Annotated in this window: 21 protein-coding genes; 16 read left to right on the top strand and 5 right to left on the bottom strand. The window is 37.0% G+C overall.

Features of this window, described 5'->3' with window-relative positions; genetic code table 11:
• Nucleotides 1–65 precede the first annotated feature (65 nt).
• Nucleotides 66–1,382 (bottom strand): short-chain fatty acid transporter, encoded by a 1,317-nt coding sequence (locus V7138_RS23615; protein ID WP_335402296.1) that lies wholly within the window; start codon nucleotides 1,380–1,382, stop codon nucleotides 66–68.
• Between the two features lie 197 nt (nucleotides 1,383–1,579).
• Here V7138_RS23615 and V7138_RS23610 point away from each other — a divergent pair, with 197 nt between their 5' ends.
• From V7138_RS23610 to V7138_RS23570, 9 genes are all read left to right on the top strand, one after another.
• Nucleotides 1,580–2,209 carry a helix-turn-helix transcriptional regulator gene (locus tag V7138_RS23610; protein WP_335402295.1) on the top strand — a complete coding sequence of 210 codons (630 nt, stop codon included), beginning with the start codon at nucleotides 1,580–1,582 and terminating at the stop codon, nucleotides 2,207–2,209.
• 153 nt (nucleotides 2,210–2,362) lie between these two features.
• On the top strand, nucleotides 2,363–3,748 hold the full coding sequence (locus V7138_RS23605) for a tryptophanase (protein WP_335402293.1): 1,386 nt from the start codon (nucleotides 2,363–2,365) through the stop codon (nucleotides 3,746–3,748).
• A 53-nt stretch (nucleotides 3,749–3,801) separates the two neighbouring features.
• Complete coding sequence (locus V7138_RS23600; protein WP_116350910.1) at nucleotides 3,802–4,521, top strand: ribulose-phosphate 3-epimerase; 720 nt, start codon at nucleotides 3,802–3,804, stop codon at nucleotides 4,519–4,521.
• 17 nt (nucleotides 4,522–4,538) lie between these two features.
• A complete protein-coding gene (locus V7138_RS23595; RefSeq protein ID WP_335402291.1) occupies nucleotides 4,539–5,696 on the top strand; it encodes an iron-containing alcohol dehydrogenase in 1,158 nt (385 codons plus the stop codon).
• Between the two features lie 32 nt (nucleotides 5,697–5,728).
• A complete protein-coding gene (locus tag V7138_RS23590) occupies nucleotides 5,729–6,364 on the top strand; it encodes a transaldolase family protein (RefSeq protein WP_335402290.1) in 636 nt (211 codons plus the stop codon).
• Nucleotides 6,361–7,788 carry a Sapep family Mn(2+)-dependent dipeptidase gene (locus V7138_RS23585; protein WP_335402289.1) on the top strand — a complete coding sequence of 476 codons (1,428 nt, stop codon included), beginning with the start codon at nucleotides 6,361–6,363 and terminating at the stop codon, nucleotides 7,786–7,788. Before V7138_RS23590 ends, V7138_RS23585 begins: the two co-directional genes overlap by 4 nt.
• A gap of 44 nt (nucleotides 7,789–7,832) precedes the next feature.
• Nucleotides 7,833–9,440, top strand: a complete 1,608-nt coding sequence (locus tag V7138_RS23580) for a PTS transporter subunit EIIC (RefSeq protein ID WP_335402288.1) — start codon at nucleotides 7,833–7,835, stop codon at nucleotides 9,438–9,440.
• Nucleotides 9,441–9,568: 128 nt separating this feature from the next.
• Entirely contained in the window at nucleotides 9,569–10,321 is a 753-nt protein-coding gene (locus V7138_RS23575; RefSeq protein WP_335402286.1) for a DUF6904 family protein, read from the top strand.
• A gap of 17 nt (nucleotides 10,322–10,338) precedes the next feature.
• Nucleotides 10,339–10,728 carry a (deoxy)nucleoside triphosphate pyrophosphohydrolase gene (locus V7138_RS23570; RefSeq protein WP_335402285.1) on the top strand — a complete coding sequence of 130 codons (390 nt, stop codon included), beginning with the start codon at nucleotides 10,339–10,341 and terminating at the stop codon, nucleotides 10,726–10,728.
• 49 nt (nucleotides 10,729–10,777) lie between these two features.
• Here the strand turns inward: V7138_RS23570 and V7138_RS23565 are convergent, their stop codons facing one another.
• Both V7138_RS23565 and V7138_RS23560 read right to left on the bottom strand, forming a co-directional pair.
• Nucleotides 10,778–11,662: a hydroxymethylglutaryl-CoA lyase gene (locus V7138_RS23565; protein WP_335402284.1), complete on the bottom strand. Its 885-nt coding sequence runs from the start codon at nucleotides 11,660–11,662 to the stop codon at nucleotides 10,778–10,780.
• On the bottom strand, nucleotides 11,655–12,329 hold the full coding sequence (locus tag V7138_RS23560) for a GntR family transcriptional regulator (protein ID WP_335402283.1): 675 nt from the start codon (nucleotides 12,327–12,329) through the stop codon (nucleotides 11,655–11,657). The genes V7138_RS23565 and V7138_RS23560 overlap by 8 nt, the downstream gene beginning before the upstream one ends.
• A 219-nt stretch (nucleotides 12,330–12,548) precedes the next feature.
• Between V7138_RS23560 and V7138_RS23555 the strand changes: the two genes are divergently transcribed.
• The 7 genes from V7138_RS23555 to V7138_RS23525 all read left to right on the top strand — a co-directional run bounded on the left by V7138_RS23555 (nucleotide 12,549) and on the right by V7138_RS23525 (nucleotide 21,469).
• On the top strand, nucleotides 12,549–13,184 hold the full coding sequence (locus V7138_RS23555) for an isochorismatase family protein (protein WP_335402282.1): 636 nt from the start codon (nucleotides 12,549–12,551) through the stop codon (nucleotides 13,182–13,184).
• The gene (locus tag V7138_RS23550; RefSeq protein WP_335402281.1) at nucleotides 13,177–15,225 is read left to right on the top strand and encodes a hydantoinase/oxoprolinase family protein; all 2,049 of its coding nucleotides are present in this window, start codon (nucleotides 13,177–13,179) and stop codon (nucleotides 15,223–15,225) included. The genes V7138_RS23555 and V7138_RS23550 overlap by 8 nt, the downstream gene beginning before the upstream one ends.
• Before the next feature lie 4 nt (nucleotides 15,226–15,229).
• Nucleotides 15,230–16,993: a hydantoinase B/oxoprolinase family protein gene (locus V7138_RS23545; RefSeq protein WP_335402280.1), complete on the top strand. Its 1,764-nt coding sequence runs from the start codon at nucleotides 15,230–15,232 to the stop codon at nucleotides 16,991–16,993.
• 212 nt (nucleotides 16,994–17,205) lie between these two features.
• The gene (locus tag V7138_RS23540; protein WP_335402279.1) at nucleotides 17,206–18,414 is read left to right on the top strand and encodes a CaiB/BaiF CoA transferase family protein; all 1,209 of its coding nucleotides are present in this window, start codon (nucleotides 17,206–17,208) and stop codon (nucleotides 18,412–18,414) included.
• A gap of 455 nt (nucleotides 18,415–18,869) precedes the next feature.
• Nucleotides 18,870–19,286 carry a nuclear transport factor 2 family protein gene (locus tag V7138_RS23535; protein WP_335402278.1) on the top strand — a complete coding sequence of 139 codons (417 nt, stop codon included), beginning with the start codon at nucleotides 18,870–18,872 and terminating at the stop codon, nucleotides 19,284–19,286.
• A gap of 15 nt (nucleotides 19,287–19,301) precedes the next feature.
• Nucleotides 19,302–20,057 carry an aspartate/glutamate racemase family protein gene (locus V7138_RS23530; RefSeq protein WP_335402277.1) on the top strand — a complete coding sequence of 252 codons (756 nt, stop codon included), beginning with the start codon at nucleotides 19,302–19,304 and terminating at the stop codon, nucleotides 20,055–20,057.
• A 212-nt stretch (nucleotides 20,058–20,269) separates the two neighbouring features.
• The gene (locus V7138_RS23525) at nucleotides 20,270–21,469 is read left to right on the top strand and encodes an iron-containing alcohol dehydrogenase (RefSeq protein WP_335402276.1); all 1,200 of its coding nucleotides are present in this window, start codon (nucleotides 20,270–20,272) and stop codon (nucleotides 21,467–21,469) included.
• Between the two features lie 142 nt (nucleotides 21,470–21,611).
• Here the strand turns inward: V7138_RS23525 and V7138_RS23520 are convergent, their stop codons facing one another.
• A complete protein-coding gene (locus V7138_RS23520; protein WP_335402275.1) occupies nucleotides 21,612–22,370 on the bottom strand; it encodes an SDR family NAD(P)-dependent oxidoreductase in 759 nt (252 codons plus the stop codon).
• Between the two features lie 73 nt (nucleotides 22,371–22,443).
• Nucleotides 22,444–22,899 (bottom strand): TetR/AcrR family transcriptional regulator C-terminal domain-containing protein (locus V7138_RS23515; protein ID WP_335402274.1); only part of this gene is annotated, 456 nt, incomplete at its 5' end.

Raw genomic sequence — 22,899 nt, 5'->3', positions numbered from 1 at the left:
TTGGTATGGACCCTTTTATAGGGCAAAAACATATCCGCCCATTATACGGGCGGATACTTACTTTATTAATACACAAAATAAATCAAAATCGAGCTTACTATCCCAATCCAAATGGCGAGCAGGATACAATAGCCCATAATATGACGAATATGAAGTCCGACGATACTTAAGATTGGCAGTGCCCAGAACGGTTGAATGAGGTTCGTCCAGGCATCTCCCCAACCGACAACCATGGCAATAACACCGGGATTGACTCCTAGCTCCATCCCAGCCGGGACTGAAAGCGGTCCTTGAAGGGCCCATTGGCCACCTCCAGATGGGGCAAGCATATTGACAACTCCAGCAGTCCAATACGTAAAGACCCCGAATGACTCCGTACTTGAAACGGAAGTCATCCCTTTAATAATGAGATCCGCAAGCCCTGAGCTTCCAAGAAGTGCAATGATTCCCGCATAAAACGGAAATTGAAGAATGATCGGTGAAATAGAACCAGCTGCTTCCTGAAATGCTTTACCGTACTGACTAAGGGAACGGTGAAAAATTAAACCCAAGGATAAAAACAGGATATTAATGAGATTTAAATTAATATCCGTTCCGTTTGCAAATTGTAGAACCGTATAAATAACTCCAACGAGTCCGATTAGAATTCCGAGTACTGGGGTGTTCTCTAAAATAGTAGCAGGTGTTTTTGAATCCTGACTTTCCGTTTCAGCAGTATGTCTTTCTTTTTCCTTTGGGGTATATGGGATGATGTTCTTTGTTGGGGCCATTAGTAGAATAAAAATAGGCATCGTAATAACGAGAGTTAAAAGGATAATAATCGTACCAGGATGAAAAATCGTTTCAGAGGTTGGAATGACCCCCATCACATCGGCAAGGAAATGGTTTTCCGTTGCAACCGTTAAACCAATCGAACTTGAAAGTCCAGCCGTGTAAAGTGCAGTAGGTGCATATGCGCAAGCTACTAACAATGGAAAATGGGCATTTTGATTTCGTTTTCCCACCTCACGAGCCACAATCGCTCCAACGATTACAGCCAATCCCCAGTTAATATAGTAGGCTGCAGATGTGATTAGGAACGTAAAAAGGTAGGCTTTCTTTGCCGTGTTCGCCTTAGCTGAAATCGCTTCCAACCCTCTCCTGATAAAAGGAACCGAAGCAAGAACCATCCCCGTCATAAGCAAGAGCACCATTTGCATCGTAAACGCTAAATAAGTCCAAAAACCATCCCCATACGACTGGAACAAATTCATCGGATCAGCAGGAGTCGTAAAAATGGCCAAGACAAAGACAAACAAAGTCATCAACACAGCAATAACAAACGCATCTGGCAAATACCGCTGAATCACACGAGAAAAGCGTTCTGACACTCTGTTTAACATGTTTTCCCCTCCTTTTACTACAAAAGGTATGAGGGAGGAGATTTTATTATGACACGTCTTTCTATCATGATTACCCTGGTATCAACTTTAGTTTTTATATTGCTAGTTAATGTCATTTATAGGTAATATAAAATTACAACATGTCTTTCAATTTAAGGAAACGTGATAAAACATAGAGAACATGAAGGGAGATATCTATGGAGAACCTAAGCAGCTACATACCTTTAATTAAGTTTTTCGGTCAATTTCTCGGGACAGATGCAGAACTAATCTTATATGATACAAAAAAAGAAATGATTGAGTTTGTCTATAATCCATTCAATTCAGGAATAAAGGAAGGAAGCCCTATTCCTGAAATGGAAAAAAGGTTTATTTCACAAGAATTATTTAAACAAGAAGAATTTATTGTGAATTATCGGGCTTTTTCTTCTGAACGGAATAAATTAAGATCTGCCTCATATTTTATAAAAAATTCAGAAGGCGAGCTAATTGGGATATTGACTATTAATTATAAGGTGGATGAATTAATTGAACTTCGATCCACATTAAATCGTTTAATTAGCGGTTCAGAGCAATTCACCTTTAAAGGCGAAAACTTTTATGAAAGCTTTAATTTATCATTCGAAGACCTAATGAATAATACGATTCAAGATGCATTGAAAAAATATAATGTACCTCCTGATCGTTTATCCCATGATGAAAAAATGGATTTAATTCGTACATTAGATGAGAAGGGTACCTTTTTACTTAAAGGATCAGTGGCAGAATTAGCTAAGGTTTTACAAACTTCTGAAACTTCGATTTATCGATATATAAACAAACTATAAAATAATTTTGAAATCTCTTTTCTGGATATTTACAGAAAAGAGATTTTTTTGTCACAATTATAATCTTTTTGACTATTGTAAACGTTTTCTCATCGTGATAAAATATTTACAAGATGAAAAAATATTACCATTCAGAGAAAGGATGAACTCGAGATGAAGTTTATGACTGCAGAACCTTTTAGAATTAAAATGGTAGAGAGAGTGAAAAAAAACACAAAACAAGAAAGACAACAGTGGTTAAGAGAAGCCGGTTATAATGTTTTTAAGATTAAAGCAGAAAATGTATATATTGATTGTTTAACAGACAGCGGTACCTCAGCAATGAGCAGTGAACAGTGGTCCGCACTTATGCTTGGTGATGAATCTTATGCGGGATCAAAAAGTTTTTATAAATTACAAGAATCTGTAGAAGATATATTTGGTATGCCTTATGTTCAACCAACGCACCAAGGAAGAGCAGCAGATTATATTATGGCTAAGCTCTATGCTAGAGAAGGAAAATACGCGATTGGAAATATGCACTTTGATACATTTAGAGGAAATGCTGAGGTGTTAGGTGCCTTGGCAGTCGATTATGTAATCGATGATGGAAAAGATACGTCAAGCCCAGCCCACCCGTTTAAAGGAAATATTGATGTTCAAAAAATGAAGTGTTTAATAGAAGAAAAAGGCTCCGATCAGATTTCAGTTGTTATTATTACAGTTACATGTAATAACAACGGAGGGCAACCAGTTTCCATGCAAAATATCAGGGAAGTAAGTCAATTGGCAAAAGACTATAATATCCCTGTTGTCCTCGACAGTGCACGTTTAGCAGAAAATGCTTACTTCATCCAACAAAGGGAAGAAGGATATCGTAATAAATCAATTAAAGAGATTACGAGAGAAATGTTTTCATACTGTGAAACTGCAACTATGAGTTCAAAGAAAGATGGAATGGTAAATATAGGTGGACTTTTTGTAACAAGAAACAAAGAAATTTTTGAGCAGGCTCAACAACTTGCTATTGTCCATGAAGGCTTTATTACATATGGTGGATTAGCTGGTCGTGATTTAGAGGCACTAGCTGTAGGGCTTCAAGAAGGTTGTGACGAACAATACCTTGAATATCGTATTAATCAAGCAAAATACCTAGGTGATAGATTACTAGAAAAAGGTGTTCCAATTGTTGAACCGACAGGTGGACACGGTGTATATGTAGATGGAAGAAGATTTTTCCCACATATACCTCAATCAGAATTCCCATCACAAAGATTAGTAGTTGCCCTATATGAAGAAGCTGGAGTTAGAGCAGTGGAGATTGGGGCATGTGCGTTTGGTTCAAAAAATCCGGTGACTGGTGAGCCTATATGGCCAGATATTGAAACAATGAGGATCGCATTATCACGAAGAGTATATACCAACAGCCATATGGATGTAATCGCAAATGCACTTGGTGAAATCTATAAAAATCGTGACGAATATAAAGGAATGAAACTTGTTTATGAGGCTCCAATAACATCATTAAGACACTTTACAGCAGGATTTGAGCTTTTGTAAAAAGTAATAGATTAAGAAAAAACACAACCAGTTAAACTTAGGAGGAATAGTAAATGAAAAAGTATATTAAAATCGCAGCGGGACTTGCTCACGTAAACTATGGTCATATTGCAGCAATTGTAAAAGAAGCATCAGATGCTGGAGCTGACTACATTCATTCAGATGCAGCTGATATGTATGATTTAAGAAACATGCAGCTAATGGGAGGGCACCAAATTATTGAAGGAATTCGTCCTGTAACAGATAAGCCAATCGAATGTCATATTTATACGCGTGAATGTGATCGCTTATTTATTGAAAAAATTGCTGCAGCTGGGGCAAATATGCTCATCATCCCTGCTGAGCAATTCCTAGGTGCACCACTAGCTTATATTATCAACTATTGTAGAGAATTTGGAATGAAGGTTGGATTAACAATTGGCTGTTACACACCATTATCATTTGTAGAAGAAGCGATTTATGATATTGACCGTTTGCATATTGTCGTGCACGGAGTAGACGAAACAGATGGTAAGGATAATTGGGGATGGAGAAGATCTTCACTTGATTTAGTGAAAAGAGCAAGAAAACTAATCAATGAAAAAAATCCAAAATGTGAGCTTGCAGTTGATGGTGGTTTAAGAGCTGATAATTTAGCAGAAATGGTCGGAGCTGAACCTGACGTTATTATTCTATCGTCTGGCATTTTCAAATATCCAGAGGGGATTACTGCAGGAGTAAAAGCTTGTAGGGAAGCGATTGATAAGGCAAGTATTGAGTATTTCGGCGAATAATATTAGGGGGAGAAAGAATGGATTTTTCATTTTATTCACCTGTACGAATTCATTATGGTAGCGGTAAACGAAAAGAAATAGGAAAGCGTGCAAAAGTCTACGGAAAAAAAGGTCTAATCATTCGAACACCAATTCGAAATTCAGAACGGGAGAATCACTTTAACGAAATTACTGACAGTTTAAGTAAAAATGATATTGACTATATCGTTTTTGACCAAGTAAAACCAAATCCCACTACTACTATTGTAGATAAAGCGAAAAAGCTTGCAATAGAAGAAAATGTAGACTTCATTCTTGCCTACGGTGGCGGTTCTTCCATGGACACAGCAAAAGCGGTTGCCTTGAGAGGATATAATCCGGAGTTTACTTGGGATTATTGTTTTAACGAATGCTCGGATCCGTTTAACGATAAGGACGAAACAATCCAGGCACTACCAATTTTAGCGATTACCACAACTTCAGGAACTGGCTCTCATGTAACACAAGCAGCTGTTATTTCTGATAAAGAAAACAACGATAAACTAACTATATTTCATTCTAGTTTATTTCCAAAAGAGAGTTTCGTAGACCCGGAGTTAATGGTATCTGTCCCTAAGCATGTCACTGCAGTAACAGGATTTGATGCCTTGAGTCACGCACTAGAAAGCTATTTGAATCCGAGAGCCTCACTTTATACTGAGACATTATCCTTGCAGTCAATATCCTTGATTGCACAAGTTTTACCGAAGGTTATAAATGATCTTGGAAATCTAAAGTACAGAGAAGAGCTCGCATATGCAGACACGTTATCAGGCATATGCTTGTCGAATGCAGGTGCAGAAGCTCCGCATCCAATCGGGGAAATCATCAATGGATATTACCCTAATCTAGCACATGGAGAAACATTAGCGTTTGTTTATCCATCTTTCATGAAACATGTAAGTCTAGTAAAACCAGAAAAAGTACAAACATTGCTTAGTTTGTTAAAAGACTATTTACCACAAGAGGAATATTCGTTGGAAGAAAAAGCATTTGAAACGATGAAAAACTTCCTAACTGCGATTGGACTGACAGACGTATTGTCAAGAATTGAAATTGATGAAGAAAAGCTGGTCCAAATGAAAGAAAAACTTGTCTTTAATCTTCCATTAACAAATTCGAAACAGCTTCAAGAAATCCTAGTTAGCAGCTTGTAAGGAAAATTTCTAAAGAATTGAGGGGAAAAAGGATGAAGTACCTTATTGACTCAGCAAATCAAATAGAAATTGACCAAGCATTAGAGATGGGCATTTGCGGTATAACCGCAAATCCCTCCCTTTATTCAAAGGAGAATGTCAATTTTTATGAGTTTTTAACAAGAAACAGTCAAAAAGATTGTTTACTAACTGCTGAAGTAGTCGGAGACAGTGTGGAGGATATGCTATACCAAGCCGAAAAAATCACAGAAATCTCGAATGCGATAATCATCAAATTAAATTATTCACCACAAAGTTTAAAGGTAGCGAATGTATTAAAGAAAAAAGGAATTAAGACTGCCATGACACTTGTGTTTGATGTCAATCAAGCACTATTATCGGTCAATGCGGGTGTATCCTACTTATTCCTCTTTGTTGCTAGAAATGAAGAATTGGGAGTAGATGGGTTGGAATTTGTTAAAGATGTTTCAACCATCATAAAAAAGAAAGAATACCATGTGAAGGTCGTTGCAGCAAGCATTCGCACTAAATATCAACTCCAACGAGTTGCACAGGATGCAGACTATATTGCAGCCCCTTATCAATTGATAGAAGATAGTTTCAAGCATCCGTTAACAAATGCAGGTGCCATACAATTTGAAAAAGATATGAAGAGTTGTTTTATATGAATATGGAGGTGATTCCAGCAAACAATATAATATTTTCATACTACGAAAAGTTACAACAGTATGAAGAAGAGTTGTTTAAGGATTTGGCAGAATTAGTTGCGATTCGATCTGTATTAGATGAACAGACGTCTGGTAAAGGTTCTCCTTTTGGAAAAGGTATCCGCGAAGTTTTTGATAAAATGCAAGAAATCGCAAGAAGAGATTCGTTCGAGGTCACAGATTTTGATGGCTACGCAATGCATATAGATCAAGGTAGTGGTGAAGAAATTGTTGGAATATTGGCACATTTAGATGTTGTGCCTGAAGGAAATCGCGAAGAGTGGATCTTTGACCCATTTATTTTAACAGAGTTTAATGGAGAATTGTACGGAAGAGGAGTCAACGATGATAAAGCACCTGCTCTTGCAGCTTTCTATGCAATGAAAATTTTAAGAGACTTAGGAATATCTTTTAACAGAAAAATCCGCCTTATTATAGGAGGAGCAGAAGAAACTAGCTGGGAGTGTATGAACTACTATTTTAAACACAATCCACAACCAACAATGGCTTTTTCACCTGATGGAGATTTTCCAATTGTAAATGGGGAAAAAGGAGTCGTTCAGGGTTCTATATTTTTAAAGAGTGACAATCTTTCTTCTGAAACTGGAATCCATGAGTTAGTATCGATTGTGACAGAAAGACAATGGGGGTTTATCTGCGAAAGAATCAAAGTTGTTATTCGAAGCAACAATCCTGAAAAATTATCAACTTCTTTAGTCGGAGCTTCAGAGATAAATATTAATGGCCGAAATGTAACCGCTTACTACGAGGGTGAAAAACTCTTATCAAGAAATCCGCATAAAGGAGACAATATTTTCTTTGCATTCGGAAAAGATCTCCTTAGCCTTGGTAAGGACCTTACGAATATTAGTGGTTTTCAAAGATTTTTTAAAAATTTGCTACTTGATGACGTTTACGGGAAAAAAATTGGTCTTTTTTATGAAACTGAAGAAATGGGTCATTCAACCTTTGGTATTACCTTTATTACGTTTGATGGCAAGGAATTTGAGATTGGATTTGACTATAGACATCCGAAATTGAAATCAATTGTAGATGTGAGTGAACATTTTAAAGAAATTGAGCGTTACCACGATGTATCTCTAAGGATTCATAAAAAAATAGAACCTTTATATGTGGATCCTGACTCAACCCTTATTAGAAATTTAAGTGAAGCTTATCGGAATGTTACTGGTAAGAAAGCAGAAGTGATGACAAAAGGGGGAATATCGTACTCTAGAGCCTTAACGAATTGTGTTGCTTTTGGCCCAACGTTTGATGGCGATAATCCTAATACCCATAAGCCTAATGAAAAAATCAGAATTGAAACATTGTATAAAGCAATCATTATTTATTGTGAGGCAATACGACTATTAGCAACAAGTTAAATCATCAAGACAATTCCATTTTTATTTAAACGGGGGAGATAAAGATGAAAGAACGAATTCAAGTCTTTGCTGGTTCAATGATGATTCCAATTATATTACTTGTTGTAGCCGGGGTATTTATTGGGATTGGTGCCGCTTTTGCTAATATTGAAAACGTAAATGCACTTCATTTAGGGTGGCTTATTAAAGAAGGAAATTTCTTACATGATTTCTTTACTATCATTAATAGCTTAGGATTCATGGTTATGAGATTCTTACCTGTATTCTTTGCGGTAGGGATTGCCTATGGACTATCGAAAAAGGAAAAAGGATGGGCTGCCATGGCAGGGGTTGTTCTTTTTCTTGGAATCAATACAATTATTAATACGATGTTATCAATCAACAATTTAACACCTGAAACTACCACAATTGATGCTTTAATGCAAAATGGTTATTCGGAGCAGGATGCAAAAAATTACAATTCTTTATTTGGTCATGTATTAGGCATATTTAGTTATAATATGGGAATCTTCTCAGGGATAATTGCAGGTATTGTTGCAAGTCTTATCCATAATAAATATTGTGAAAAGCAATTACCAAACGCTTTATCATTCTTCGCAGGTCCACGTTTCGTACAGATTATGGCATTTATTGTGGTTTTACCAGTAGGAATTATCATGTATTACGTGTGGCCAGTAATCGGTATGGGGCTTTCTAGCTTAAGTAATTTTATTACGACAAGCGGATTAATTGGTACTTTTGTCTTTGGTGCAGCGGATAGAGCGCTTCTTCCTCTAGGGATTCACCATCTAATTGCGTTCCCAATCGAATATACAAAAGTTGGTGGGACAATGTTAGTTGACGGAACAGTATATGAAGGAGTTCGTAATATCATGCTTGCACAAATGGGGTCACCTAATGAATCTGAGTATATTGTTCGTAACTTTACGACAGGAAGAATTTTGTTCCATTTCGGTGGACTTCCAGGTGCAGCATTAGCGATGTATATGACTGCTAAAAAGGAAAATCGCAAGAAGGTAGCTAGTTTATTAATCCCTGCTGTTTCAACAGCTGTATTAATTGGTGTAACAGAGCCAATCGAGTATACATTCTTATTTGTACAACCATTACTATATTTCATAATTCATGTTCCTTTATCCGGATTATCTTATGTGATTACAGAAGCACTAAACGTTTCAATTATAGGTACAGCTGTTCGTGATATGTTCCCTAACCTGCTACAAACTGAAAAGGTTAATGCATTATCCTTGTTATTCCTAATACCAGCTTATTTTGCAGCATACTATTATAGCTTCCGTTGGGCAATTTTGAAATTTAATATTAAAACGCCTGGTCGTGAAGATAAAGAAAGTATGATTAAACTGTTCACAAAAAAGGACTACAAACAATTAAAAGAACTAGAAAAAGATGATCAGATCTCAGGAATCATAAAAGCACTTGGTGGTATCGACAATATTGACAATATCACAAATTGTGCCACTCGATTACGAGTTGAAGTCAAAGACGCTAAAGCTGTTGATAATGATGAAAAATGGGTGAATGAACTAGGAGCACAAGGTGTTGTTCGAAATGGAAACTCACTACAAATTATTTACGGGACACAGGTTATCACTTTAGCAGGCCAAGTCAAAAATGCAATCGGCATGGAATAATAAACAGTAAGAAAACTTAACTATGAAGGTGTGCCTAACGGTGCACCTTTTTTATGTTTTCAGGTTGTTCATCGACCAACTGTACGTTATGATAAAAGGATATTCCAACAGTAAATGAGGTAGCTAGAATGATATATCTTGAAAATACCCCGAATTTTACAGGCGTTGCAGTATATGGGGACCATTTTGATTTTGATAAATTGTACGACTCTCTACATGCGATTGTAGGCGAGGAGGGAGAATACCCTTCTTATGAAAGTGCGCGTATTCGTGTGTTAGGAATATGCTATGATATCCGCCATTCAATAATGGGTGATAGAGACATCGTTTTAATAGATAATGGCATAACAACAGATATGATGAAATATCACTCACTTATCGCAACGAGCAAAAATGTGTATTTAGGTTTTAATGTGCTTTGGCCAGAGCTGTTGTTTGTAACGATGGCATTAAATGATTTTGTTAAACTCTATGCCAGAAAGGTTTCAAAAGATAATTACTATGAAACACTTGATCATCGCGCCATCTGGGATTCTTCCATTGCATCGGTTCGGAGCTTTCAAGCTGCCATTGCAACTCATCTCTTGAATTCGATACCTGAAACATCGCATGGCCGAATCTTAAGGTTAATGAATGATAATTTCAGTTCGTTTGGATCATATGCCACTCAATACGTAGACAAGCTTAACGGTAAATTTATTAGGATGACAAAAGAAAAACGTGAGAAGAACCTTACCGTCATGGTAAAACGAATCGCTGAAAAAGGAGACGACTATCAGAGAGTAAGGACTGAAGTACTAGAAGCTGCGAGAGAATATAATTGCTCTATGACTGAAATACGACCTATAAAGGACGATTACCCAGAAGATTTTGATTGGTAAATAGGAGGAAATCAATCATGCCTAAACATATCTATGTGGTAGGAGCCGTTATCATAAAACATGATAAAATTCTATGTGTCCAAAGAGGACCAAAAAACATATTACCGTTAAAGTGGGAATTCCCAGGCGGGAAAATCGAAAAAGGTGAATCACCCGAGGAAGCACTTCAACGTGAAATAAAAGAAGAACTGTTATGTGAAATCGAGGTCGGTTCACAGATTGATGAAACCGCCCATGAATATGATTTTGGTATTGTTCATTTATCCACCTATTCCTGTAAATTAATAGAAGGAGCACCGACACTGACAGAACATGTGGCTCTACAATGGCTGACACCCGTAGAACTGTCCAGCTTGGATTGGGCTCCAGCGGATATACCAACGGTGCACAAATTAATAAATAGATAAAAAACTAGTTCACTTGCTTCTGAACTAGTTTTTTATCCAACCTAATTTGCTACGCAATACCAGCCTTCATTATCATGCCATCAAGTGGACGTTCCATCTGTTGTTCCATATATTTTGCAGTCTGAATTAATTCTTCCAGATTTGTATTCGTCTGGACGCCCATTCTTTCGAACATATTAACCATATCTTCCGTACATACATTACCAACAGCTTTAGGAGCAAAAGGACAGCCTCCAAGTCCAGCAATTGACGAATCAAAACGACGGACTCCAGCCTGGTAGCCTGCAAAAACATTCGCAAGTCCGAGGCCTCTCGTGTTATGAAAATGTAGTCCAAGATCAATTTCATTTTTGAATTCTTCTTTAAACGTCTTGACCACGTCAATAACTTGGGATGGGTTTGCTAGTCCTGTAGTATCAGCCAAGGTAATACCCTTAGCACCTGCAGAAACAAAAGCCTCTGCAACCTTTAATAAATTTGCCACAGGTACTTCTCCAGAAAAAGGACAGCCAAACGCCGTTCCCAAAACACCAACAATTGTTTTATTTGATGTCGCTCCTTCAGAGATGACTTTTACCAACTCTTCAACAGATTGGGCTACAGTTCTTCTCGCATTTCTTACGTTAAACTCATCGCTTGTAGCCGTGACAATATGGAGGGCATCGACATTCGTATTAAGTGCTCGTTCAAGTCCTGACCGGCTTAGTACAAGACCTGCATAACTAACACCATCGACCCTTGGTACTTGCTTCATGACTTCTTCCGCATCTGCCATCTGTGGTACTACTTTTGGATTTACAAAGGAAACTGCCTCAATTGTTCGAATTCCACTTTTAATGAGCTTTTCAATAAGTTGTACCTTTTGATTGGTTGTTAATAATTTTTTTTCATTCTGGAGTCCATCACGAGGACCGACTTCAACGATTTCAATCATATGTTTCTCCTTTCAACAATTCTTCTTTTATATCATCTAAATGCTTTAACACATGATCCCTACCAAGATAAATATGTTCTTGCATGGCAATTTTTGCCCGTTCAGATTCTTGATTTTGAATCGCTTGCAAAATTGTTTTATGGACTTCAAGAGAACGTTTCATTTCATCAGAGTCGTACCAGTAAAATGAGCGAAACACTAAAGGTACAACAACGACCTTTGACATATGAAAACGGAGATGTTCATTTCGCGATGCTGTTAAAATAGCTTCGTGAAATTCTTGGTTCACCTTCACAATCTCATATACACTTGAAATACCAGATTTACCTTCTTGTTTATTAATAATCTCTCCATACCTGTTATTAGCACCGATCATTTTCTTGATATCCATATCATTTCGATAATACGCAGCCTGACTAGCCGCATAGCTTTCTAATAATGCTCGTAAATCATAGATTTGTTGTATATCCTTTTTGGTAAAGTTGCGGACAATTACACCCCTTTTTAATGGGGTAATCAATCCATCTGATTCTAGTTGTTTAATAGCTTCACGGATGGGTGTTCTACTTATATTTAATTCTTTTGCTAAAAATTCTTCAGTCAATCTTTTTCCAGGTTCGTATTTTCCTGTAATGATTGCGTCTTTGATATATGTTAATGGATCCATTTAAAACACCTCATATCCATTGTATACAAAATGACATTCGGAATCAATGGAAGATTCAGATAATTAAACATCTGCTGTAAAAAGGATACAAAAAGGTCGATTTGTGATAGAAAAACGGCTATATAATTTATTTTTTAGTATTATCAGAAAATTCTATTGATACTTTGTATACAATGGTGATAAGATATTTGTAGTTTAAGAATTGAAAGGGGGATAATATTGCGAAAAGAGCATTTTAATGGATTTGGAAAACCATCAGGAATGGGAAGTAAACCTGTTATTATTGTGGTTGATTTTATGAAAGGGTTTACAAGTGTAGAGTGTGCTCTTGGATCTGACTTAGATAACGAAGTAAACGCTACGAAAGGGCTGCTAGATATTGCAAGAGGAAATAAGATTCCGGTCATTTTTACAACAGTCTGCTATGAACCACATTTCAAGGATGGTGCTTATTTTGTAGAAAAAGTACCTGCATTAAAGGTATTAACCCAGGGCAGTAAATGGACTGAAATTGATGAGAGACTTGGAAGGAGGGAGAACGAAGAACCACTCATTGTAAAGAAGTTTGCAAGTTCTTTTTTTGGTACAAATTTAGCTTCAATTTTAGCCAGTGAGAATGTAGATACTACCATTATAACGGGTTGTACGACTTCTGGATGTGTACGAGCAACTGCTGTGGATGCTCTTCAACATGGTTATCGTGTGGTTATCCCGGAGGAGTGTGTTGGTGACCGATCCCAAAGTGCGCATGAAGCGAATCTATATGATATACAAACTAAATACGGGGACGTTGTCAGCATTGAGTCTGTTAAAAACTATTTAATAAATGTGAGAGGGGATATGAGTCATGTATAGAGTCGCAGTAGACGTAGGAGGAACATTTACAGATATTGTCCTACAAAATGAAGAAACTGGTGAGATTTATGGTACAAAGACGCCTTCTACAACACAAGATCAATCTATTGGTCTAATGAATGGTATAAAAAAGGTTTGTGAGGAATGCAATGTTGATATCTCTGAAATTCGCTCTATTATTCACGGTACAACAGTAGCAACTAATGCGGTTTTGGAAGGAAAAGGTTCAAAGGTAGGATTAATCACAACTGAAGGCTTTGAACAAATTTTGCATGTTGCTCGCTCATGGACACCAGCTCCAATCAGTGCTTGGATGGGTTTCTTAAAACCAGAACCTCTAGCAGATTTAATCTATACGCGCGGAGCAAAAGAAAGAATGACTGCAACTGGTGACGTCTATACAGAATTAGATGTTGAAGATATACACAACAAAATTTCTGACCTCTATGAACAAGGTGTAGAGAGTTTAACAATTAGTCTATTAAACTCATATGCCAACCCACTACACGAACTTCAAATAAAAGAAATTGCGGAGTCAATTAATCCTACTATACCTGTTACAATTTCACATGATATTTTACCTGAGTTTAGAGAATATGAAAGAACATTAACAACGGTTATGAATTCGTACGTTCGTCCTCCGATGCAGCGTTATCTCAATAATATTTTAACAAAAATTCAAGCAGAGGATATTAATAGCCGTGTTAGCATCGTTCGTTCTGATGGCGGTTTAATGAGTGTTCCTGCGGCATCTTCACGACCAGTACATACAATGCTTTCTGGACCTTCTGGTGGAGTAACGGCATCGGCAATGATTGGGGTACAAACAGGTTACAGAAATGTTATTTCCTTTGATATGGGAGGAACCTCTACAGATGTTTCCTTAACCTATGACGGAAATCCAAGAGTCTCAAGAGAGACAAAAGTCGGTGTATTCCCAGTGAAAGCTCCATCCTTAGAAGTAGTAAGTATTGGAGCGGGAGGTGGTTCGATCGCCCATGTTCCATTAACAGGAGCCTTACGTGTCGGCCCACAAAGTGCGGGTTCTGAACCTGGACCAGCTTGTTATGATCGTGGTGGAGAAGAACCAACCGTTACAGATGCAAACGTCGTCTTGGGTTATTTACCACCAAGTTTAGTAGGTGGCGAAATCAAATTAAATGTTGATAATGCAAAGGCTGCGATTAGAAAAATAGCTGAAAAACTAAACATAGATATATATAAAGCCGCAAAAGGCATCTATGATATTGTAAATGAAAATATGTACGGTGCTACTCGCGTTGTGTCTGTAGAAAAGGGCTATGATCCAAGAGAATTTTCAGTGTTAGCCTTAGGTGGAGCGGGTCCTTTACATGCAAATGCAATCGGTAAATTGTCCGGAAGTTTTCCGGTTATCATACCTCCGACACCTGGAGTACTTTCAGCATTAGGGTTTTTACAATCTGTCATTCGTAATGAATACTCAAAGACATTCATTCATACTTTAGATCAGTTAGATTCGCAAACACTCGTATCAGAGCTTACTGCTCTAGGTGATGAGTGTAATGACTGGCTAGGTCAAGAGAGTGTTGCAGAATCAGATAGAACGATTAAATATGAGGTTGATGTTCGTTATTATCGCCAAGGTCATGAAATACCTATCGATATTCAGATAAGTAAGATTATGGAAAGTGGGTTAGTATCTATTAAAAATAGATTCGATCAAATTCACGAACAAACATATGGATTTAAGATGGAAACAGAAGTGGAAATTGTAAATATTCGTGCGGTTGCGATTGGTAAAGTAAGTTCACCGGAACTTCCTATTAATGAAGCAGGAGATGAAGACGCTACCCATGCAATTATTGATCGAGATCATCAAGCGTATTTTGATGGCCAATTTGTGAAGACTCCAATTTATGACAGAAATCTATTAAAACGAAATAATAAAATTTTCGGACCTGCAATCGTCACCCAAAAGGACAGCACGACCTTAGTTTTACCTGGAAATATCGCTGAAGTCGATGAACATATGAATCTTTTAATTAAAGAGGAGGTATAAGTCTATGGCGAAGATTGATTCAATTACAGTTGATATTATTGAAAATGCTCTTAAGAATATTAAGGAAGAGATGGATGTAACACTATTCCGCTCTGCAATGTCTCCTGTCATTCGTGAACAACACGATTGTTTTCCGATGATCACGGACCCAGAAGGAAGAATGGTGGTTGGGAATTTTGGTTCACATGTGCCTGAAGTAGTTAATCAGTTCCCGGAAGGTATTTTTGAAGGAGATGTTATTTTTGTAAGTGATCCATATAGCTGTGGTGGCTCTATATCGCATGTGAATGACTGGATGATTATTTTACCTATCTTTAATAAAGGTGAATTAGTAGGTTATTCATCGATGTTTGGGCACGTAATGGATGTGGGTGGACCCGTTCCTTCAAGTATGCCAGTAACAGCCACCACCATCTATGGAGAGGGGATTCGATTCCCGCCCGTTAAGTTATTTGATAAGGGTGTATTAAACGAAGCTATTATTAAAATTGTAAAAGCAAATACAAGAACGCCAATGGAAAACTATAGTGATCTAATGGCGATTGTGGCTTCATGTCGTACAGCGGAGAAACGGGTGAAAGAACTTTGTGATCGATTTGGTGTTGAGGATTATTTATCTGCACTTGATGCCTTGTTAGCACGTACAAATATTATGATGCGTCAGCTTATTCAAAACTTCCTTCCAACTGAAAAAGTATCATTTGAAGATTATATTGACGACGATGGACTAGGAAATGGTCCGTTTAAAATGAAGCTTACCATTTGGCGTGAAGGTGATAATGCTTATTTTGATTGGACTGGAACAGACAAACAATCACCTGGTCCAATCAATTATTACCTTAGTGAGCCAATGTTTAAGATGTTTATCGGGTCCTTTCTAATCTCGGTATTTGACCCAGCTATTAATTTTAACGATGGTTTCTACGATGTTCTTCATATAGAAACACCTGAAGGCTGCTTAATGAGACCAAAGGCACCTGCGGCATTAGGTTGTCGGACACATGCACTTAGTCGTTTGTTTGATGTATTAAGTGGTGCACTTTCCCTTAATACTCCAGAAAACAGCCCAGCAGCAGGATATGGAACAAGTCCATATTTCATCTACTCTGGATATGATGAAGAAGGACGTTATTTCAATCTAATGGAAGTCATGTATGGAGGACTTCCAGGCAGACCAATCGGTGATGGATTAGATGGTCATTCTTGGTGGCCAGCATTCGTTAATATCCCAACAGAATACCTAGAGACTTATTATCCTTTAATGGTGAATTCTTATAAAACGGGAACGGATTCAGGTGGTGCTGGATTACATCGCGGTGGGAACTGTAATGAAAAACTATATACTTGTCTAGCTGATGGAACGGTTTCCATCCATGACGATCGTTCAAAACTCCAACCGTGGGGAATTAATGGCGGTGAACCAGGATCATCCTCATCAAAGGTACTAATTAAGAAAAATGGTGTGAAAATTCCACTAGCTTCAAAGATAGATAATGTCGTCGTGGAAAAAGGCGACCAAATCTTATTTATAACTGGAGGCAGCGGAGGCTGGGGAGATCCGCTTGAACGTGAAGCTGAGAAAGTACAATTGGAAGTGAAACGTGGTCTAGTTTCAAAGGAAAAAGCTGAGAAATCTTATGGTGTGGTTTTAACTGATGAATTAGAGATTGATTACGTAAAAACAGAGGAAACTCGTGCGAAGATAAGAGCAGAAAGAGGAGAGTTAGAAGCCTTTAGTTTTGGTAATCGTGAAAAAGTAGTGAATTAGAAATCCATTCATTTCGGGACATCTGCAGGCATCCTTTTACGAAATGTTTGTAAAGGGATCCTGTCTTTTTACACACTTATCTCATTGTATACAAACAAATGAAAATACTAGATAAGTGCACGTTTATTACTCGTAAAACAGGTGTGGTTGTATACAAGAAAAGATATTACTTGGAATACACTTAAAACATACTAATTTCAGGAGGGAATATTATGTCAAAACAAGATGAAAAATTACCTTTAGATGGAGTACGCGTTTTAGAACTTGGCACACTTCTGGCTGGTCCTTTTTCCGGTCGCCTCCTTGCAGACTTTGGTGCGGAAGTAATAAAAATTGAGCCGCCAGATAAAGCTGATCCGATGCGTCAATGGGGTCAACGAAAAGGTGACCATGGTCTTTGGTGGCCAATTCAATCTAGAAATAAGAAATCTATTACATTAAATCTACGTGTAGAAGAAGGTCAAAAAGTATTTAGAGATCTCGTTAAGGATGCAGACATTATCATTGAAAATTTTAGACCAGGCACGATGGAAAAGTGGAATTTATCCTACGAAACTCTCTCAGAGATCAACCCAGGGATTATTATGATGAGAACATCCGGATATGGTCAAACAGGCCCGTACAAAAGCCGTGCAGGGTTTGGTAGTGTAGGGGAAGCGATGGGAGGGCTTCGATATGTTACAGGCTTTCCGGATCGTGCACCATCAAGAATTGGAATATCAATCGGTGATACATTGGCGGCTTTGTTTGCCACAATTGGTTGTTTAACAGCTCTTCATGAGAGAGGAAAGTCTGGTAAAGGCCAAGTTGTTGATACAGCTATCTATGAATCTGTTTTCTCGGTTATGGAAAGCATTATCCCAGACTATTTATTGGCAGGTTATGTTCGTGAGAGGATGGGGAACATCCTACCTGGTGTTGCGCCATCGAATATCTATATGTCAAAGGATGGTTCCTATGTAGTGATTGGTGCCAATTCTGATGGTGTGTTCAAACGTCTTTGTGAGGCGATGGGGCAGCCGGAACTATTTGATAACCCGAAATACTCCAATCACCATGCAAGAAGCGACAATATGGCAGAATTAGATAAGTTAATAGAAGAATGGACCAAAACACTAAACTCCAAGGACTTGCTTCAAATTTTAGGTGAGAAAGGTGTACCATCAGGTCCAATCTATTCGGCAAAAGATATCGTGGAAGATCCTCAGTATGAAGCACGAGAGATGATTGTAAAGGTTGACCATCCAGAACTAGGAGAATTTCCGATGCCTGGAGTTGTTCCGAAGCTAAGTCGAACGCCTGGGCAAATCAAACATGCAGGTCCAGAAAAAATGGGGAAACATAACGAAGAGATTTACGGTAAGTTGCTTGGGTATAGTGATGTATATTTGAGGGAATTGAAAGAAAAGAAAGTTATCTAATAAACTAGTAAAATCAACTCGTTCTATTAAAAAATTTTACCACTTACTTGGTTAAGTAACTCGAACTCATTGTATACAAACTGGTCTTAAAGTAGTTTGTTGGTTTTTAATTAAGCGACTAAAAACCTAGTGAATATGGGAATTTATATTCATTTTATCATATTAGATTAAATATTTAAAAAATTCAGTTGAATTACTGTATACAAAGTGATACATTTAATCTGAAAAAAGAAGTCTACAATACAAGCTTCTGATTGTTAACAAAAAGCCAAATGTTCTAGTATTCGAAATTACATTTACAATCCCGTTATTCTAGTGTTTCTACTTATTGTCACAGTCCTCTTTTTAGATTGTTGCAAGTCTTTAATAGACTTGTTTTCAATAGGATTTGTAGATCATCTATAAATTCTACAAATCAACAAAATATGTTAAGAAAAATAGGGAGGGAAAGTAACATGAGTAATCAGACAGAAGTAAGAGGGAAAGAGTTTTATGTAAAAGCGGTGGAAGAAAAGTATTTTGGAAATGTAGACGGGAGGAATCTTGAAGCAATTTTAGAAAACTTCCGTGAAGATGCAGTCTTTACAATTCAATCAGCACATTCTGTGCATAAAGGAAGAGATACAGAAATCCGCCAAATGTATCTCGATTTATTTAAGAACTATGAACCAAAAATGATTCATAAAGATTTCCGGCATGTAGTCGATGTTGAAAATAATCGTATAGCTTCCCAATTTAATGTTGAATTGATTCCAACAGAAGGGGGACCGGAAATCTTTTTAACAAACTGTAATTTCTTCTATTTAGACGAGAACGGAAAGTTTAAAGAAGTATATGTGTATATGAGTGACGGCCAAAACGTGTTAGGTTAATAAAAGGTACTAATGATGACGAAAAAAATTAAGATTATTGTACCGATCCCTGTTGATGAGAATGGTGTGAAAAACCGTCGAGAACAGTTGCCAGATGAACTGATTCGACCTGGATATGATGTAGAATTCGTATCTGTTAAAAATGGTGCAGCGCTTGGGGACAGTTATTATGACACAATGCTTATGGATATGTTTGTTTTCGAGGCTGGTCTTAAAGCACAAGAAGAGGGATTTGATGCGGTCTGTATAGATACGGTTAGTGACTCAGGATTGTATGCACTCCGTTCAAGATTGGATATCCCTGTGTTTGGTCCGGGACAAATCGCCTTTCATGTAGCCTGTATGCTAGGTCATACATTTTCTGTTATCACAATGTGGGACGAATGGTTCCATCTTTACAAAAAAACATTAAATGAATATGGATTACAGCATAAACTAGCCTCACTGCGTTCCATTCATACAAGACCAGATCTTTCTGAACTATTGGCAGGAAAAGAAGAAATAATCTTTGAAAAGCTTGAGCATGAAGCCCTAAAAGCAATTAACGAAGATGGTGCAGATGTCATCGTTCTTGGCTCGACAACTATGCATCAGTCTTATGAATACTTAAAAGAACGTTTGCCGGTACCTGTAATAAATCCTGGTTTAGTGATGTATAAGTACTGTGAAGTATTTCTTGAACTAGGTTTAGGACATAGCAAAAAGGCATTTCCTTCACCAGAAATACGTAATGATGACCAGATTTTCAGCCGTCTTGTAGCGCAAAAATAATATAATGGCTTGTAATTAAACCTAGTATCCACATAGATGCTAGGTTTTTTATTTTGTTAGGTTGTCACAGATGTTTTTGAACACTGGTAGTCTTTACTAATAAATCGTTGAATAAAGTAATAAGTGAAATCAATATTTTAGGACGTTCAATTTAGTCCAACCATTCTAGCAAGCAGAAGATAAAAGTTGATTGTAACTAGGGAGGGAAAGTGATGAATTCAATCTCAAGTGTCCATATGCCTAAAGCGATTTTTTATGGGTATGATTCTTTTAAACAAGTAGGGATTGAAACTAGGAAACTAGGAACCAGGGCTCTTATCATCAGTGACAAGGTTATGGAGAGTCTTGGATATGTGGATGAATGCAAAATGATGTTAACTAAAGAAAAGATAACCTATTCAACCTATTTAAGCATTGATTCCGAACCGACTGATCTTTTTGTAAATGAAGCACTCGAGATACTTAAACAAAACAATTGTGATGTCATTATTGCATTAGGTGGAGGGAGCTGTATTGATACTGGAAAAGCTATCGCCGTCATTGCTACAAATGGAGGAGAGATTAGTGACTTTATGGGGAATCAAAACGCTCATAAAAAGGCTATTCCTCTCATTGCAATCCCTACCACTGCAGGCACTGGCTCTGAAGCAACAGATGTGACAGTTATAACAAATACAAGCAATGATGTAAAAATGATGATTAAACAACCTGCGTTTATACCAGAAGTAGCAATTGTTGACCCAAAACTCACACTTTCTTCTCCTAAGCATATCACTTCAGCAACTGGGATTGATGCCCTAACTCACGCCATAGAAGCATACATTTCAAGACGTTCACATCCATTTACAGATACACTTGCTTTATCGGCAATCAAATTGATTTACGACCATCTAGAAGAAGCATATAAGAATGGTCAAAATCTAGAAGCAAGAGAAAAAATGTCATTAGGAGCGTTAAAGGCTGGTATCTCTTTTTCAAACGCATCTGTTTGTTTGGTTCATGGCATGTCCAGACCAATAGGGGCTTTATTTCATGTCCCGCATGGAGTTTCCAATGCCATGTTGCTACCGGGAATCTTGGAATATAGTCAATCAGCTTGCATTGAGAGGTTAGCAAGTATTGGCCTGTTCATTAAACCAGAGTTAAGTGGGTATTCTCATAAGGAAATAGCCAATAGTGTGGTACAAGAAATAAAGAAACTTTGTTTGAATTTGAATATCCCAAACATGAAGGAATGGGGCATCAAACAACAAGAATTAGACAAAGTAGTAGGAAAAATGGCGAAAGATGCGATTGCAAGCGGAAGCCCTTCAAACAATCCAAGAATTCCTACTGAAGAAGAAATAATTGAATTATACCAATTTTGTTTTGATTATGATATGAGTGAAGGTATTAAAGAATCCATAAAGTAATCCAAAAAAACTAGTTCGCAACTTCTGAACTAGTTTTTTATTTAGTATCACTACCTATATATTACTTTATTAGGTAAAAATGTACTTTAAAATGGACAACAACCTCTACAAAAATGAGGTATCGCCAAATATTAAACCAAAACTACTGTGCTAACCAACCACCATCAACAAATATTGTCTGTCCGGTAATAAAACTGCTACTTTGTGAGGCTAATAAAAGAAGTGCCCCTTCAAGTTCTTCAGGGGTTCCCAATCTTTTCATTGGTGTTTTGTTTACAATTTTTTCTAGTACCTTTTGATTACTTAATTCGTTACGATTCATATCTGTTTCAATATAAGCTGGTCCAATTGCATTTACCTGTATGTTATATCTTGCCCATTCCAACGCTAATGATTTGGTTAAATTAATTACTGCCCCTTTACTCGCTGTATAAGGACTAATTCCAATATCTCCAACTGCTCCTGCTACAGATGCAATATTAATAATTTTTCCAGAAGCATGTTCCTTCATAACTTTAGCAACTGATTGGGAACAAAAGAATAAAGATTTTAAGTTCAAATCGATAATACTATCCCATTCTTCTTCCGCAATATCAAGAGCGAATTTCGTTAAAGAAACTCCGGCGTTATTAACTAGAATATCAATCTTTCCAAAGGTATTAACAACATGCTCAGTCATTTCATAAATGGATTTAATATTTCTCAAATCTGTTGCGATACTAATTGCTTTACTCCCCAATTCATGAATTTCTTTTACTGATTGTTCATTTTTCTCTTGATCTCTGCCAATAATTACGATGATAGCACCAGCTTTAGCCAGAGCTACTGCCATTGACTTACCTATTCCTCTATTAGCTCCAGTAACAATCGCAATTTTATCGTTTAAATCAAAGTTCTTCAAATTAAACTCCCCTTTGAATTTTAATAAAACAAATTAAGCTTTAAAAAATATTGAATTTATTTATTTTTAGAAACTAAAATTGATTAAATTCACTTAAACTATTATTAAAATCAGAGTCTTCATACATCATCCCTCTTATAAAACACCTTAACCCATTTTCTCCTATTTTTAAGAAATTAAATTCACCCTTGAGAAGGCACCAGTCTAAAAAAATACCTTTGTAATATTGAAGGACAAGAAAAGTTAATTCTTGGGAGCTAAGATCAAGACGGAAACAATTGTTTTGTTGGCCTTCCTCTATTATTTGTTGAACAATTCGATAGATTGTCCTATTTTCATTCATTACAAATGGAATCTGTTCTTTTTGAGAAAGCTGATTTAATAATACGATGGTTAAAATCTCTGAACCCAATTTTTCTAAATGTTTAATTCCTTCAGTTAAAACAAAGATTAATTTTTCCTGAGGAGATAGCCTATCGTTAACTTTCATCAAAAATTTCTCGTATAGGACATCAATATTTTTATAATA

The organism is Bacillus sp. JJ1533 (genome assembly GCF_036965045.1).
Classification (GTDB): Bacteria; Bacillota; Bacilli; order Bacillales; family Bacillaceae_L; genus Ferdinandcohnia.
The sequence above is the reverse complement of the archived record's forward strand: the minus strand, read 5'-3'. Positions and strand labels throughout refer to the sequence as shown.

Coding starts and splice junctions, on each gene's coding strand:
- V7138_RS23595 (WP_335402291.1), top strand. CDS start 4,539: ATGGATTTTTCATTTTATTCACCTGTACGAATTCATTATGGTAGCGGT.
- V7138_RS23615 (WP_335402296.1), bottom strand. CDS start 1,382: ATGTTAAACAGAGTGTCAGAACGCTTTTCTCGTGTGATTCAGCGGTAT.
- V7138_RS23585 (WP_335402289.1), top strand. CDS start 6,361: ATGAATATGGAGGTGATTCCAGCAAACAATATAATATTTTCATACTAC.
- V7138_RS23600 (WP_116350910.1), top strand. CDS start 3,802: ATGAAAAAGTATATTAAAATCGCAGCGGGACTTGCTCACGTAAACTAT.
- V7138_RS23590 (WP_335402290.1), top strand. CDS start 5,729: ATGAAGTACCTTATTGACTCAGCAAATCAAATAGAAATTGACCAAGCA.
- V7138_RS23530 (WP_335402277.1), top strand. CDS start 19,302: ATGACGAAAAAAATTAAGATTATTGTACCGATCCCTGTTGATGAGAAT.
- V7138_RS23525 (WP_335402276.1), top strand. CDS start 20,270: ATGAATTCAATCTCAAGTGTCCATATGCCTAAAGCGATTTTTTATGGG.
- V7138_RS23610 (WP_335402295.1), top strand. CDS start 1,580: ATGGAGAACCTAAGCAGCTACATACCTTTAATTAAGTTTTTCGGTCAA.
- V7138_RS23550 (WP_335402281.1), top strand. CDS start 13,177: ATGTATAGAGTCGCAGTAGACGTAGGAGGAACATTTACAGATATTGTC.
- V7138_RS23570 (WP_335402285.1), top strand. CDS start 10,339: ATGCCTAAACATATCTATGTGGTAGGAGCCGTTATCATAAAACATGAT.
- V7138_RS23560 (WP_335402283.1), bottom strand. CDS start 12,329: ATGGATCCATTAACATATATCAAAGACGCAATCATTACAGGAAAATAC.
- V7138_RS23575 (WP_335402286.1), top strand. CDS start 9,569: ATGATATATCTTGAAAATACCCCGAATTTTACAGGCGTTGCAGTATAT.
- V7138_RS23580 (WP_335402288.1), top strand. CDS start 7,833: ATGAAAGAACGAATTCAAGTCTTTGCTGGTTCAATGATGATTCCAATT.
- V7138_RS23540 (WP_335402279.1), top strand. CDS start 17,206: ATGTCAAAACAAGATGAAAAATTACCTTTAGATGGAGTACGCGTTTTA.
- V7138_RS23605 (WP_335402293.1), top strand. CDS start 2,363: ATGAAGTTTATGACTGCAGAACCTTTTAGAATTAAAATGGTAGAGAGA.
- V7138_RS23535 (WP_335402278.1), top strand. CDS start 18,870: ATGAGTAATCAGACAGAAGTAAGAGGGAAAGAGTTTTATGTAAAAGCG.
- V7138_RS23565 (WP_335402284.1), bottom strand. CDS start 11,662: ATGATTGAAATCGTTGAAGTCGGTCCTCGTGATGGACTCCAGAATGAA.
- V7138_RS23545 (WP_335402280.1), top strand. CDS start 15,230: ATGGCGAAGATTGATTCAATTACAGTTGATATTATTGAAAATGCTCTT.